The 13538-nt window shown below is 59.0% G+C and carries 9 protein-coding genes; 1 reads left to right on the forward strand and 8 read right to left on the reverse strand.

The window, feature by feature from the left end:
• Window positions 1–43 precede the first annotated feature (43 nt).
• The 6 genes from DSM104635_RS01045 to DSM104635_RS01070 all read right to left on the reverse strand — a co-directional run bounded on the left by DSM104635_RS01045 (window position 44) and on the right by DSM104635_RS01070 (window position 6990).
• Window positions 44–1057: a glycosyltransferase family 4 protein gene (locus tag DSM104635_RS01045; RefSeq protein ID WP_228446021.1), complete on the reverse strand. Its 1014-nt coding sequence runs from the start codon at window positions 1055–1057 to the stop codon at window positions 44–46.
• A 158-nt stretch (window positions 1058–1215) separates the two neighbouring features.
• Window positions 1216–3051, reverse strand: coding sequence for an asparagine synthase (glutamine-hydrolyzing) (gene asnB / locus DSM104635_RS01050; RefSeq protein WP_158764410.1), 1836 nt, complete (start codon window positions 3049–3051; stop codon window positions 1216–1218).
• 104 nt (window positions 3052–3155) lie between these two features.
• Entirely contained in the window at window positions 3156–4481 is a 1326-nt protein-coding gene (locus DSM104635_RS01055) for a nucleotide sugar dehydrogenase (protein ID WP_158764411.1), read from the reverse strand.
• A gap of 106 nt (window positions 4482–4587) precedes the next feature.
• Window positions 4588–5586, reverse strand: coding sequence for a nucleotidyltransferase family protein (locus DSM104635_RS01060; protein ID WP_228445790.1), 999 nt, complete (start codon window positions 5584–5586; stop codon window positions 4588–4590).
• On the reverse strand, window positions 5579–6661 hold the full coding sequence (locus tag DSM104635_RS01065; protein WP_158764413.1) for a hypothetical protein: 1083 nt from the start codon (window positions 6659–6661) through the stop codon (window positions 5579–5581). Before DSM104635_RS01065 ends, DSM104635_RS01060 begins: the two co-directional genes overlap by 8 nt.
• An 80-nt stretch (window positions 6662–6741) precedes the next feature.
• A complete protein-coding gene (locus DSM104635_RS01070; protein ID WP_158764414.1) occupies window positions 6742–6990 on the reverse strand; it encodes a hypothetical protein in 249 nt (82 codons plus the stop codon).
• Window positions 6991–7551: 561 nt separating this feature from the next.
• Between DSM104635_RS01070 and DSM104635_RS01075 the strand changes: the two genes are divergently transcribed.
• Window positions 7552–10695 (forward strand): fused MFS/spermidine synthase, encoded by a 3144-nt coding sequence (locus DSM104635_RS01075; RefSeq protein WP_158764415.1) that lies wholly within the window; start codon window positions 7552–7554, stop codon window positions 10693–10695.
• Window positions 10696–10767: 72 nt separating this feature from the next.
• Here the strand turns inward: DSM104635_RS01075 and DSM104635_RS01080 are convergent, their stop codons facing one another.
• Together DSM104635_RS01080 and DSM104635_RS01085 are read right to left on the reverse strand one after the other, a co-directional pair.
• Window positions 10768–12225: a tetratricopeptide repeat protein gene (locus tag DSM104635_RS01080; protein WP_158764416.1), complete on the reverse strand. Its 1458-nt coding sequence runs from the start codon at window positions 12223–12225 to the stop codon at window positions 10768–10770.
• A gap of 280 nt (window positions 12226–12505) precedes the next feature.
• Window positions 12506–13492 carry an endonuclease/exonuclease/phosphatase family protein gene (locus DSM104635_RS01085; RefSeq protein ID WP_158764417.1) on the reverse strand — a complete coding sequence of 329 codons (987 nt, stop codon included), beginning with the start codon at window positions 13490–13492 and terminating at the stop codon, window positions 12506–12508.
• Window positions 13493–13538 lie beyond the last annotated feature (46 nt).

Below are 13538 nucleotides of genomic sequence, written 5' to 3' on the forward strand. Positions count from 1 at the left end.
AGGAGTCCTGAACCCGCGGATGCGCGAAGGTTTTCGCGCTCGGTCACAAAATGGAGATCCCCGGACTGGCGTCGGCGTCATGGTTCTCTAGGGGCCGTATTGATCTGTGCTCGCTGAGGCTTGAGGCGTCACAAATGTTCGAAGCGAACGCCAAAGAGAGCGATTGCGCCACTCGTTCGCGCAACACGGCGCGACCAAAGCGGGCGTGCACGGCAGCACTGAGCTGGTCCGGGTTGGGGCGCGGTGCAGTGAGGGCCGATTGCAGTGCTCCAGCGAAGTCCACCTCGGCAACGCAAGCTCCCAGTTCGCCGTCCGCGAGGGCATCGGTTGCGCCACCAATTGCGAGGCCGATTGCTGGCGTGCCGCAGGCCATGGCCTCCAGAAACGCAATGCCGAAGCCTTCGCCAACCGAAGGCAGTGCGAATAGATCGGCGGCGCGGTAAAGGTCCGGCAATTCCCTCGCCTCGACATTTCCAAGGAAGCGCACGTGACTGGCGACGCCGCGCTGTCGCGCTAGCGCTTCCAGGCGTGATCGATCTTCGCCTTCACCCCCAATGAGGTATCCAAGGTCGGGACAACAAGTGATGAGATGAGGGAGTGCGCCGATTACTCGGTCGTGACCTTTATAACGCTCTCTCGGATCAAGCCGACCCAGAGAAAGCAAGGTGATCTCATTGGCAGTTCCGAAGCGCTGTTTGGCGGCGGCGCGATTGCCGGGGACGAATTCGGGCCTTACCCCATTGTTAACGACGATGGCGCGCTCCGGCTTGATGTCGGCGTGCGCCAGTGCCCGGGCGCGAGTATCCCGGCTCACACACCACAAAAAATCCGCGCGTTCGATAGCCCGTCGTCTAATAGGCGATGGCACAGGCCACATCTCGATGCCATGAAGTTGAATGACAAGCTTAGCCTTACTCATGTAAGCGACGAACGCGGCCAGCGGCGCCATATAAAGATGATTGCAGAAGACAATGTCAGGCCGATTTCGTGCAGCTCTGAGCGCGCCCGTCGCATAGGCAATCCGGCCGAGGCGCTCCGCGTGCTGATGCGCCTTCATCGGAATTCCCGTCGGCGGATCGGCCCTGCGCCTCGGTAGAATGTCGATTTGCTTGACGTAGTCGAGCGCGCATATCGCGTCGATCACATCGCGGCAGGCTTGGGCGATGCCGCCACGGCCGCCATACGCATCAGTGACTAAACACAGCACTTTCATAACTAGCTAGGCAACGCAGCGGGTGTTTCGTCGCTTGAAGAAGAGCGTGCCCAGACTTCGCAGGCCCATGCGCGCGATGCGGCGCCCTTACTCTGCGCAATCGCGTGCGCCGAATGGTCGATCCACCCGCCGATCGGCACGCCAAAGCCACTCTTTGGTCGGTCCGTGACGGATACGGGCAGTGGCGTTGATGGCGCCCTGGCGAGAGCGCGCTTGCCGACCCCGGGCTTGAAGCGTGAAATCACCGGGGCAATTGAACGCAGCAATTCAGAATCGACGAGAGGTACGCGTATTTCAAGGGAATGAGCCATGCCCGCCCAATCGGCATCTCGCAACAACTGGTTGCGCATGTAATTCGCGCTCTCGAGTGCGGCAACGCGCGAGATTGGTTCTTTTGGATCTGGATGCATGCTTTGTTTGAGTCGGCGAATTGGTGCGAGTCGGCGTAGGCCGTGGCGCACCAATTCGGGATCGAGAACGGTCTTCAAGTCGAAGGGGAGAAAAAGTCCCCTGCGCAACAGATACGCTCCGGAGTATGTGCCGCCATATTCAAGCATTGCGACCGCTTTCGGCGATTGTTTTGCGACCCCAAGAAATCCCAACAAGGCGCGAGTGGCGATGCCGGCTCCTGGGATCTTGGCCGGCAGCGCAAATAAATTCACCCAGCGTGGAAGGTCGCGGAAGCTTGGATACCCTGCAAATATTTCGTCACCGCCGAGTCCCGAGAGCGCAACCTTCAAGCCGACCTCTCGAGCAGCTTTGGCGACGAACCAGGTGTTGATTCCATCGATCGACGGTTGGTCCATCGCCTGAAGGATGGCGGGGAGGTCGCTCTTGAACTCTTGGTGCGACACTACTCGCACAATGTGTTCAGCTTGGTAGAGTTTTGCAACGTCACGAGCCAACGGCACCTCGTCTTCCGTGCCTCCGCTGAATTCCTCAAACGCCAAAGTGACTGCACGTATCTCGTTCTGCCCGGCATCGCGCATCAGGCCAAGAAGCGCACCAGAATCGACTCCGGCGGATAGGAAAACTCCAACTTCAACATCCGCCAGCAGGTGTGCCCTCACGCTGTCGAGTGTCGCGACCGCAATTCGATTTATGGCTTCGCCTGCCGGAGCAGGATTACTCGCCCCCTCCGCTAGCAGTTGGGCGATCGATGTATATGCCTTAGGCTCGCGTGGCCCCGCCGCGTCGATGTACTGGGTGTGCCCAGCCGGCAGCGCACGGATGTCGCGGTAGAGGGTGAACGGTTCAGGGACGCTGCCCCAGAGGTGAAACCCGACAATGCCGGCGGGCTCCGGATCGCGGCTGACCTTGCCGCCGGCGAGCAGTGCCTTTACCTGACTTGCGAAGCGGAAACTCCAACCATCATTCGCCGTGTAGAGCGGCTTGATGCCATATGGATCTCTCGCGAGGAAAAGGCTGCGCTCGGTCGTATCCCAAATGGCAAACGCGAACATGCCTCGCAAACGATGCACCATATCTGCGCCATGGCGTTCGTAGAGGTGAAGAAGTGTCTCGGTGTCAGAGGTTGTCTTGAACCTGACACCCGACGACTCCAGATCAATGCGCAGATCTGGGTGGTTATAAATCTCACCGTTGAAGACGATGACGAAGCGACCGTCACTGCTTTCCATCGGCTGAAGCGCGCGCTCGGACAAATCGATGATCGAAAGCCGCCTGTGGCCGAGGCAAAGTCTTGTATCGTCGCTCCACCATTCTCCCACGCCGTCCGGTCCCCGGGCACGCATGTAGTCGCGCGTTGCGACGAGTTCAGTCTCGTGCGGAGGTCCCGCGGACCTATTGTAGGCGAAAATGCCATTTATCCCGCACATTTCATCATCCGAACGTTGATGCCGCCGCTCACTAGAGCCTGCGTATGGACCTGCGCGAAACTACGCCGACTCGCTGTGGTGCGATCAAGTTCGCATATCTTAGTTCAGGCCCGAACGACGCGAGCCATGTTCGCGCCCGCTCGCGCACAGGCGTTACGGGTATCGATCACAAGTTTGGCGACATCGGCTAACAGTTTGTAATCCACACCGTCGTGATCGGTGGCGATCAATGCTGCATCGTAACTGGCTAGTTGGGCAGGGTCCCACGCGACGGATTTGCGTCCGACGAGAGCAGGATATTCGCGCACCTTCGGTATTTCTGGAGCATGGGGATCGAAGTAGTCAGTCGAGCACCCGCGCGCTTCGAGCAGATCTATGAGCCGTAGTGCCGGGCTTTCGCGCGTGTCATCGACATTCTTCTTGTATGCGAGACCCAAGATAAGGACGCGTGCCCCGTTGAGGCCCTTGCTGAACCGAGCGTCCAATGCATCGGACAAGACGCGCACGACGTGCCAGGGCATGTCCGAGTTGATTTGTCCTGCGAGCTCAATGAAACGCGTATGCTGATTATATTCCCGCGCCTTCCAGGTCAGATAGAACGGATCGATTGGAATGCAGTGACCGCCCAGACCAGGTCCCGGATAGAAGGGCATATATCCGAATGGCTTTGTCTTTGCGGCCTCGATCACTTCCCAAATGTCGATACCCATCGCGTCAAAGACCACCTTGAGTTCGTTCACAAGCGCGATGTTGACTGCTCGAAAGACATTTTCGGTGATCTTGACAGCTTCGGCAGTGGCCGTGGAGCTGACGGGGACCGTTTTTGGAACGACGGTCCCGTAGAGCTCAAGGGCAATAGCAAGCGAACGTTCGTCGTCGGCGCCAACCACCTTCGGAATACGTGCGGTCGAATGGTCGATGTTTCCGGGATCTTCGCGCTCGGGAGAATACGCAATGAAGAAGTCGACACCGGCGCGGAGTCCTTTTCTTTCCAGCAGAGGCTTCATGACCTCTAACGTAGTTCCAGGGTAGGTCGTCGACTCCAAGATTACGATTTGGTTTGGTCGCAATCGAGATGCGATGGCCTCGGTCGTATCTACCACATACCTGAGGTCAGGCTCATGGTGGCGGGTGAGGGGCGTTGGAACGCATATTAGCAGCGCGTCCGGCTCGTCCAGCCGTTCAAAGTGAGAAGTAGCCTCGAACCGACCGTGCTTTCGCATTTCGGCAATTCGCTCATTGCCTATGTGATTTATGTAGCTTCGGCCTTCGTTGAGCGCTGTCGTCTTCTCGTCATCTATATCAAAAGCAAGCACCTTGAAATTCGCGGCGCCGAAGGCGACCGCAAGCGGCAGGCCCACGTATCCCATTCCAATGATGCCCACGACGAAGTCGCGACTCTGGATTCGGGAAAGTAAATGATGGTCCATTGTGATCAATGCTCAGCTTTCGGCGCTACGGGTATGACTCTGGTTGATACAGACCTGCAGGCTATTCGACACGGAACGGTTGGCGTCGCGCCCCGTGCTGACGCCGTCATGCGGATGTCCGCACGCCAACGACCCGAGTTCGGGAAGGTAGATGGCGCCACCTGACAATGCGACCGAGCCAACGCAAGGGCACGTTTATCATAGGATCAGTATATTGAAGCCTGATGCGAAAATACTGTGCCTTGATCCACATGCGCGAACCGACGTGATTTGGTGTCTCAGCTGCTGCAATGCGCGTCGCTGCTGCGAGTTGGATCTCGACAACGTCGAGCAGGAATGGCGTTGGGCAGGCGGTCGCAAGGAACGACCAATCAATTCTTGCCGCGGCCCTTGTTAGCTTGGCGATATCGATCAAATGGCGCAGGTGGAAATTGCCCATCCAAAAATCGCCGTCGATTATCTGGTCATGCAGGCTTGTGACCAAAATCTGCAATTCTGAACGCGGGAGTTTTGCTCTAAAATCGCCGACGCTGACCGGTTGGCAGTGGGCATGCAAATTGTCGACTTCCGCAATTCCAACCGGACAGGGCGGCCGGTCATGCAAATCGATAGAGCCTGCGTCTTGCTCGCGTCCAAGAACTGCGATTGCGTGGTCTTCGTCGGTCTCGTGATCTTCGAGCAGAAGAAACCCAGATCGCATCAAAGCGTCTCTTGCGCGTCGTCCTTCTGATGGCAACACAAGCAGATCTAGATCCAAGACCATTCGATCGCCGTTAGGCTCAAGGATCGCGCCGTCGCATGCGCACCACGTAGCACAACCTTTTAAAAGAACCGGCTCAATCCCAACCGCGTTGAGCGCCGCCAGCGCATCCTTCAAGGTCCCGAACAGACTGACGTTGCGCTTGAGGTTTCTCCTGTACACTTCAGCGAGAAACGTTCTCACCTCCTCTGGAAGCTCTTGCTTCGACGTCGCCAGGAGTGGGTAGAGTTCTGACGTGATCAAGGCGTCGTTGGCCATTGACAAGATTGCGGTCCAGTCGGCGTTCGAAGGAACTTGACCACGAAGGCACGTTGAAAGCTGCGAGAGCGCTCGCCTTCTATTCATGCACGACTTTTTTTATTAGAGCGACAGCGTCAGCAAGGCCGTCATAGACAAACCGTGCGCACGTGGCGTTGCTGAGGTTGGTGGCCAGCCCTTCGATTGTTTGGGCACTGACAGAGTGGCGCGTTGAGTAGCCGCTCTCAAGAAGGACGCGCAGTGCCTGAAGCGGGGTCAAGCGGTCAAGGCGCGCATCGACGCCCTGAGTACGATGGAGCAGCAACACCACGTCGATTGGCTGGGGGCCTTCATTGTCCAAATCAACTGGCACGACGTAGCGCGTTCGTTTTCCGTCGTTGCGTTCGTAAATAGGAAGGTCCTCGAGACCAGTGACGTAGTTACCAAGCAACCGCCAAGCGTCAGACTTCGCGGCAGCGGCGAAAGAAATGCCTGAAGCAGTTCCATCGGCCTCGATCTGAACGATGTCGTCACCTCCATAGGCAAAACCGCTTGCGGCCAAAGCCAAGGTCAACGTGGTCTTTCCAGCGCCGGGCGCGCCGCTTAGCAACACGCGCTTGCCTTTGAGCGAGACCAGTGCCGCGTGGGCCAAGAAGCCTCCGTGGACAGAGGCGCAATAGGCTTCGGTAAGCAGCGCCTTCAAGCGGGGTATTGTTTGAGTCCGTGGCGCCATCCCCACCGGCGCATCACCAACGAAGAGGTAATCAGTGCCTTTGCGTCCGACGATGCCAATCCGCTCGTGAGGCGTCGCGTTGTCGTGCGCAAAGTGTCCAAACGCCGCTTCGGCAGATTGCAGATCAGCATCGCCGACGAAGCAGAGCTCGGCTGCAAGCGGTCCTATTCGCAGAGCTATCGAGGTCGGACACGAGTCGGAGTACTCGGCCATGATCTCTTGGGGGACAAGGTGACCAAGGCGCAGCCATTGGTCCAAGAGAGGCGTTACGATTGCCTCCGCATCTCGTCGCGATGCGCCGATACCTTCAAGGCGCTGGACCGCGGACTTCAGGTCAAAACCGGCAGCAAGTTCGTCCCAGATAAGTCGTGCGGTGCTGTTGAGTTCGAATAAGGCTTGGGTGCGCTCACAGAATAACGCCGTGCTCGATCCAACGGGCACGGCGCGCAATCTAGGCGACCTTGTAAACCTCCAGCTAAGCGGAAGGTCCGACTGGTCCATCAATACTCACAACAACGAAAATCGCCGACCTAACCCATGTTCTCCATGGTGTTATCCATGTTGTTATCGCCGGAATTACCCGGATCGCATTCGTTGCCATTTTCGTCGAATTCTGGGCCGTTGCCGTTGCCGGAGTTGCAGCTGCCGCCGCCACCGGATTGGGCGATCGCAGGCGAACTCAACGTCGTGGACAGTAGGAAAGTCATGGCGGGCGGCACAATTATCGCAAATTTGCCGGCGGTCTTTAGAAACTCACGACGGTCTTCAGGTTCCACCATAACGCCACCCCTTAGAAGATCTCTAGATTACGTACGCAGTTACAACTGTTAATTATAACCAGCCAGAAAGGAAGACTGCAAACCAAAAAATCCCTTTTAGCGAGAGGGATTGCGCCTTTTCCGACACGCTACCGCACGCCGGGTGCGCTAACTCGCCCCCAGGTTGTGTGGATCGCAGTCTGTTGCGTCCTAATCCAGCCAGATTGCTTCTAAGCAAGAGTACTCAGCGCAGCAACCTAGGGAGGTGTGTTTGGGGTGTGCGACGCGGCCTATCCCAAGTCGCGTCGAACTGAGGTCGGTTGGCGTCGGATGGAGCTGCAACCTCGCTAACGGATGTTGAGGTTGGCGCTCGCGCGATCGGCGAGATCTCGATCGACCTCACCCAGCGGACAATCTCGGGCGTCGTGACTGCAAGCAAGCGCCGATCCTTCCGACTATGGTGGACCTATATCGCGTTCGTTGCGCCATACGAATTGCGTGATGACATCGCAAAAACAGACGAGCATTGACTCGGCTGTCTCAGCTTTTCAAGCTGCAGAGGGTTTCGGGCAGGGGTAGCGCGTGAGCGGCGCCAAGGCATCACTCGCGCGGCACAGTGCGCCTTCGAACACGATGTTCGCACTCGTCGCCCTTTGCTTCACGCTGAGTGGCGCGTCTGCGCTCATCTTCCAAGTCGCGTGGGCAAGGCAGTTCGCGGTTGTGCTCGGCACTTCGGAACTGGCAATCGCGGCAGTGCTTGCCGCCTTTATGGGTGGATTGGCGCTCGGTGCGTTCGCTGCCGGACATTTCGAGCGGAGAGTACGCAGACCATTACATGTTTACGCCGCGCTCGAATTCGGGATCGCGATTTTTGCTGTCGTTTTTGTGCCTGGCCTGATTTGGCTATTGAATGCCGGCGTTATTGTATTGCTTGGCAATCAGACAGCGCCCCCCAACGGCGTTGACACTCAAGCAGCAATCACTTTTTTTATTGGCGCGCTTTTGATCATTGGCGCGCCGGCGGCGCTGATGGGGGCGACGTTGCCCATTCTTTTGCGCTTTTCGGTGCTGGAGGATCGTCACGTCGGAGTTCGGACCGGCGTGCTCTATGCGCTGAATACGCTTGGTGCGGTCGTCGGTGCGCTTGCAAGCGCTTTCGTGCTTTTGCCCCTCCTTGGCGTCTCGCGGTCAACGTGGTTTGCCGCCGGTCTGAATTTGGTCGCAGGCGTCGTTGCGCTCACTTTGGCGAACGCGTGGCGTAAAGAGCGTGATAAGACAAACGACGGCTTAGCTACGGGGGCAGCCGCGGACACCTCGTTCAGAGTGTATGCGCTGCTGTTGGTGATGCTGGGTTCGGGTGTTGTCTCTTTCCTGCATGAAGTGCTGTGGACAAGGCTGTTGTCGCACGTCATGGGCGGCAGCATTCGATCGTTTGGCGTAATGCTGGCGACGTTCCTCGCTGGCATCGCAATCGGCGGCTTGTGCGGAGGATTGCTGGCGCGTCGACGAGAGTCTGCAATATTGGCCTTGACCATTGCGCAACTCGCAGTCGCGGTGTGCGCCATTCTTGCATGGCGGACAATTGCTGGCTCGCTCCCCGATATGACGTCGGAGGCGTCGCGACTTCGATATTGTTTCAAGGTCATGTTTCCGCTCGCGCTTGCGATCGGAGTTACGTTTCCTCTCGCCGTTCGCGCCGTGACTGGCGCGCCCGAGGAGACCGCTCAACGCAGCGCGCAGGTGTATTCCTGGAATACTATCGGTTGCGTTATCGGCGCGACGCTCGGCGCCTTCGTCATTATTCCAGCCGTTCGCTATGAAGGCGCCATTCAATTGGCGGTGTTTGGCAGTTCTGTTCTGGCGGCCGTTGGAGCGCTATTTGTCTTCTCGAACCGTCGCATAACGGCAAGCGCGCTCATGGCCGGCGCGCTGGCGTTGTGCCTGTGGTTTCGACCCCCGCCGCCAACTGAGCTGGTCTCGATTTCTCCTCTCATCGGTTCGAGCGGAGGTGGCGTGGTCTTTTATGGGGTGGGGCGCAGTGCAGATGTTTTGCTGCTTGAGCGGGATGACGGGTATTACCTTCGCACAAACGGTTTGCCCGAAGCGTTCATCGATCGTCCCGGCGCGCCGCCCTATCACCTTGGTGAAACATGGATGGCGCCGTTGGCCGCGTTAGCGCGACCGCAGGCGCGGTCGTTGCTAATTGTCGGGCTGGGTAGCGGGCGCACGGTGATGTACGCGCCCGGTTCCATTACGTCGATCGACATCATTGAATTGGAGCCGCAGGTTATTGCCGCCAATCGGTTTGCATCTGCGCGACGAGCCTTCGACCCACTTTCCGACCCAAGGATATCACTCATTGAAAACGATGCGCGCGGCGCTCTCTCGCTGACATCAAGACAGTATGATGTGATCATCTCCCAGCCATCGCATCCGTGGACCGCGGGCGCATCGCACCTCTACACCCGAGAATTTCTCGACCTTGCAAAGGCCCACCTCACGCGGGATGGGGTCTTCGTGCAATGGATCGGGACCGACTATCTGGATGAAACTCTACTGCGCGCGATTGTAGCGACTGCCAGCTCGGTGTTCGCGCACGTGAGGGTCTATCGGCCGTCGGAGCGCACAATTCTGCTGATGGGATCGCAAGCTTCGATCGATCCAGAGGCTGGGTGGACCGCCACGACCAGCTCGTCGGCATTTCGTGCGGCAGGAATGCTTGCACGCGAGGATGTCGCCAGCGCCCTGGTGCTGGACTCAAATGCGGCGAGAGCATTTGCCGCCGGTCAACGACCCGTCACCGATGACCACAATCTCTTCGCCACCAGTGATGTGCTGGAGCGCGGCGAGCCGCTGACAGCAAGCACTGCCGGTGCTATTTTATTGCCCCAAAACGTTTTGCCGAGATTGGTGGGCGCCTATCGGGCGAGAGGCGAGCCGTTGGCGACAAACTACATAGTGCAGCGCCTTTTGAACCTTAACTCGCACGACCGAAGTGTGGGCGACCTGGCGACGTTGCTTGCCGCTGAAGCGACCCCGGATCAGGGGATTTGGATACGGGCAGCTGTGGCGAGGTCAGCGCGATCGGAGAGCGCCGATGGCCTCTTGTCGCAAGGGTTGAGACAAACTCCCACTAGCGATCTGTTGCGGTTCGAGACCATGAGACCGGCGTTGAACGCAGCATCGATCCCGACCGGGACATCGCTATTGTCATCAGAACCGCGCGCGGTTGTGAACGCCGTGCATCTTGCCAACAGCGGTGATTGGGACGGCGTCGCGTCCCTGGAATCGACGCTCTCGGGGGTTGCTGCAACGGCTCCTTGGGCCTCGACGGCGGCTCGTGTGCGGGCTGAATGGCGCATCCGGATGTTAAATGAAACAAATAGTGCGGCCCTCAGCGCTGAGGCGATCGAGATTATTGACGTTGCAAATACGGCCCACCCCACAATCGAGTTGTTGTGGTTGCGGATGCAGGTGGGCGAGCGGTCGGGGCGACACGATGTAGAGCTTGAGACCGGCCTCGCCTTGGCTCGCGCCGTGCAACGCGAAAGCGGTCAGATGTCTGACGCTGAACGGGAGCGGACGAAGGTCGTGGTGCTCGCGTCTTCGAACCTTCTCTGGCCCATCTTGACGGGCGGTGGTCGCGATGCGGACCGCGCGAGGCGGGTTCGCTATCGCCTTGATCGGGCTGCGCAGACTCTTGCTCGACCGAGGAGTTTGCATTGACGACGCGCCAATAGGGGGCGCCGCTCTCTGGTGTCCCCCGATGTGGGCATGTGATAGTTCAGAGTCGGGAGATTATCCAAACAAGATGCGCAACACCGTGCGGAACGCACCTCGCCGCGGGGCGGCAACGGTGTCGGGGCTGGGTCTGTCGCTCTTGTTCGTAGCGACGTTGATTGCCGATCGCGCGGGTCTTCCCTGATGGTTCGATGCCGCTGAAGCCGGTGTCCAAAGGAGGCCCGAGTAAGCGTCGCTGCCAGGCGCGCGGGCGATTTCGCCTTGGTCGTTCGACGATGCTGCAGTTGGCGCCCAAAGGGTCTCGTTGTTGACGACCTCTGAGGGCGGGTCGTTGGTCAACTCGGCGGTTGTGCGGACCACGGGAAAATCCTCGCCGGAGCTGGCGCTGCTTTGGTCGTCGCCCTCAGGGGAAGTCGTTGCGAGATATGTAGCTGCCGACAAGTCGCGGCGCTGTCGTGTGCGGGCATCCGCGAGTTCTTGAGTAAGCGAAGCTGACGTTTGCGGCGAAAAGGCTCGTGCTTGCTCAAAATCGGCAATCGCGCGCTCATATTGGCCCAACTCGAGCAAGGCGCGAGCGCGGTTTCGAAACGTCTCGGGGTCTCGATCTTCCCACGATAAAACGGCGGTGTAGTCCGCAACCGCTTGCTCGTAATTGTTTGCCTGATGGCGAGCAATGCCACGGCTACGGTGCGCGGCAACGTAATCGGGGTCGATTGCGATGACGCCATCGTAGTCAGCGATGGCGCGGTCAAGGTCGCCTGCCCGATGAAAGGAAATGCCCCGGCTGTAGAGGGTATTCAAATCCGCGGGATGCAGGCGAAGCGCTTGGTCGAAATCGTCAATGGCGGCTTCGAAATTGTGTTGGTTGAAACGGGCGTGCGCGCGTTCGACAAAAATTGACGCTTCGTTCGGATAAAGGCGCGTCGCCTGATCATAGTCGGCGATCGCGCGCTCCAGCGATCCTTGCTGCACGTAGGCGCGCGCGCGTGCACGGTAAGCGATCGCGTCAGTGGGGTTGAGCTCGATCGCACGGCCGTAGTCGGCGATCGCCGGGACTAACTCGCCTCGGCCCTGCCGAGCCAAGCCGCGATTGAGGAACGTTCGCGGATCTCGCTGACCGAGTTGAACGGCGACATCGTAGTCGGAGATGGCGCGATCCAATTCGTGCTTCCGGTAATAGGCCGTTCCGCGATCGTTGTAGGCTTGGGCGCACAACGGATTGAGACGGATGGCTTCGTCAAAATCCTCGACCGCATTGTCGTAGTCACCGAGTTCGTAATAAGCGCGTCCGCGATTATGGAAGGCGACCGAAACGGAAGTTGGCGCGGCGGTCGATAAAGTGGCTATCAGCGACGAACACGCGCCGACGGCATCCCAAGACGTCGCCACGGTTCCGGCATCACAGCCACCAAGCGGTGTTGGCGGTGTTTCGGCGCTCGCCGGTGCTTCGACCGCGGCCGCGCACGACGCCAACACCAGCAAACCGAGCGGCCCTCGGTCGTTGCTCCAGGTCATTCTGTCCCCCTGCGCGGACAATTTAGAAGCGGATTAACCAATTGCAACAAATGTTTGGTCGCGGGGGGTTAGATCTCCTAATCGGCGAAACGCGGAAGCAAAGGGCCTCTTGGCGAACGAACAAAGAACCAATGTGGCTCATCTTGTCGCTCGAAATCTTGGCGCCCACAGTCGCGATAGTCGTGGGCCTTCCGCTGCAGACGACGAGCGCCGCACCCCATGCCGCGAGAGTGACTTGAGGTTAAGAGTCATCGACCCGCGAGTGGCTGCTTTCCGAATTCTAGGAGGGTGCAGGCACAAAGGTCGCGACGATCGGATAGTGGTCCGAGCCAATATTCGGTCCGAGGCAGATTTCGATGAGCCGCCATTGGCGGCCGGCGTAAATATGATCGATAGGCGCAACGGGCAGGGGCGCGCGAAGGCGCAAGCGCGTGAAGGAACGCGTGGACGTTGGCCACGAAAACAGGGCTCGCGTGCGCCGTTCAAGCGGAATGACCTCGTCTAAGTCACGCAGCGCGCGCGACCACGGCGCCGCGTTGAAATCGCCGGCGATAACGGCGCGGCTTCCAAACGAACCGGCAATTGCGGTGACCTCGGCCAATTGCGCACGTTCCATCTCAACGGTCGTCGAACGGCTGAGGTGCACACCCATCACCTCGATCGATCCCGCGCCGAAGCGCGGAGGCAGTTCAAGGCGCACCGCGGCCATCCCGGCCGTCCATGGGGCGATCGTGTCAACAGGTGTGAGCTTGGACAGAATGACTACGTTGCAATCAGAGTCATATTGGCAACCGGCGTGGATCTGATACTCGGGCGCCAACCTCTCCAATAGCGCCTTCCACCGTCCCCATGCCTCCTGCACCACAATGATGTCTGGGCGCTCGCGCCGGATTAGGGCCTCGAACGCTGCCGGATTGTCGTTGATGCTCCAGACATTTGCGGTGAGCAGCTTGAGTTGCGGTGCGTCCGCCGCATGGCGAGAGTCCACGTGCAAAGCGGCGACCAATTCCGGAACGACGAGCCATGCCGGAGCGAGCACGCCGATGAAAGCCGCCGCGACGATTGCGCGCGACGCGCGCACGGACAATGCCAAGGCGATGGAAAGGAGCGCAATCACAAATGCGAAGGGCGCAAAATTCGCAAAGGTTTCGAGGCCTGGCGAGGCGTGTTCAACCACTATGGCGATTCCCGCCGCTGCGCTTACAAGCGCCGCGACGCCGACGACAAGACGCGCCGTCCCGAGCGCAAAGCCAAGCGCGTTTCCCACCAAACGCTCCCTGTCATCCCGCGCTGGAACCTAGCACATCCTTAGG

Origin of the sequence: Terricaulis silvestris (assembly GCF_009792355.1) — a bacterium.
Lineage (GTDB): Bacteria > Pseudomonadota > Alphaproteobacteria > Caulobacterales > Aquidulcibacteraceae > Vitreimonas > Vitreimonas silvestris.